This is a genomic window from Kitasatospora sp. NPDC056531, from assembly GCF_042794375.1.
Lineage (GTDB): Bacteria > Actinomycetota > Actinomycetes > Streptomycetales > Streptomycetaceae > Kitasatospora.
This window is the reverse complement of the sequence record NZ_JBHTTU010000347.1, coordinates 1-1,532: the sequence shown is the minus strand read 5'-3', so window position 1 is coordinate 1,532 and position 1,532 is coordinate 1. Positions and strand designations below refer to the sequence as shown.

The 1,532-nt window shown below is 70.6% G+C and carries 1 protein-coding gene; it reads left to right on the top strand.

Translation table 11 applies throughout. The features are described from left to right. Positions 1 to 1,012 precede the first annotated feature (1,012 nt). Positions 1,013 to 1,532, top strand: a 520-nt coding sequence (locus ACFQ87_RS46310; RefSeq protein ID WP_380617062.1) for a serine hydrolase domain-containing protein, incomplete at its 3' end; no start/stop codon positions are given.

The following is a 1,532-nucleotide window of genomic DNA, read 5'->3' as shown; positions in this document are numbered from 1 at the left end:
GCTGTTCGGGTTCGATCACCGGGGCGGCCAGGGCCCGGCCCATGACCTCGGCGATCCTCCTGGTGTTGCCGTGGGACACCGAGACGCACACGATGACGGCCTTCATGGCGATGCTCCCTTCATTCCGCGTTCGTCGTGGTGCGGAACGGCCGCACCCGACAGGTGGACCGGGCGGCGCGGCGGAACGTGACGTCGGCGGACGGTGGGCGTGAGGCGCGGGAGAACCGGGCTTCGCGGGGATGCCCGAGTGACTCCGCTGGCGATCGGGGACCGTGTGCACCAAGGGAACGGACCGCGCGGATTCGACCGTTACGGTTTCGGCCAAACAAGCCGCATCCTTCATCAGGTGCTACGGCGGAGTAATGGAGGCGCACCTGCGATTTTGCCCTTCCGATTTCTTGGGGAGTTGCTTTCCGTCCAATCGCCGGGGGTTGCGAGAGGGTGACGCGCCGTGAAGACTGTTCCGCGTTCGCCGTCCGGGCGTTCGGTTCGTCACGGATTTGCGCCGTCCACCGCGGCCGTCGCGGCAGGGTCCGCACGAGGGGCGCGGGGGAGCGGAGCAGGGGGGATTGTCATGCCGGGTAGCGCGACCGGGCGGGTTCGGGGTTCCTGCCGGGGCCCGCTGACGGGGTAAGCGCATTCGGTCGTTCACCGTTTCCACGGTGTCGCGGATTGCGGTGCATTCGTGTTGTACGGCCGAGGTGTGCGTCGAGGCGTGCCGGAGCGGTTCCCCGCCCGAGTGGGTGCTGCGCCGCGCCGTGACCCGCCCGGGTATTCCCATTGTTCCCGCGAGTCGTGAGCCGGGGGCACGGGCGGCCGGAAAATGCGCCGGGCGCACCTCGGCAATCCGGAATTCATCCGCGGACGTCTGCCGCGTCCGTACCCGAGAGCTAGTCAACGGGAGTTTCCGCCAATGCCGTACTCCGTCTCCGCGCCGGCCCGTGAGCGCGCGCCGGTCCTTTTCCGACGTGAACTGCAACACCGGCTCGACACACTCGCGTGCACGCATCGGGTGCCCGGCGCGCAGCTGGTGGTGGACACCGGTCCGGAGACCGTCGTCCTGCACACCGGTGTGGCCGACGCCGCCACCGGCGTGCCCTTCACCGCGGACACCGCCGTCCCGGTGGGCTCGCTCACCAAGCCCTACACGGCCGCCCTGGTGATGCTCCTCGCCGACGACGGCGACCTCGACCCCGACGACCGGGCCGCCGATCTCCTCCCCGAACTCCGCCGGATGCCTGAAGTAACGATTCGCCAACTGCTCAGCCACACCGGCGGGCTGCCCACCGGACCGGACTCCGACGCGGCCGCCCGGACCACCGCGGCGCACTACCTGGCGTCCGTGTGCACCGCCGACGACGAGCTGTTCCCGCCCGGAACCGACTTCTCCTACTCCAACGCCGGCTACGTCGCCGCCGGGCGCCTGGTGGAGACGGTGACCGGGATGCCGTGGCACGAGGCGGTGCGCACCCTGCTGCTCGACCCGCTCGGTACCGCGCCCGCCTTCGTCGGTGCGACCGCCGCCGCGCGCC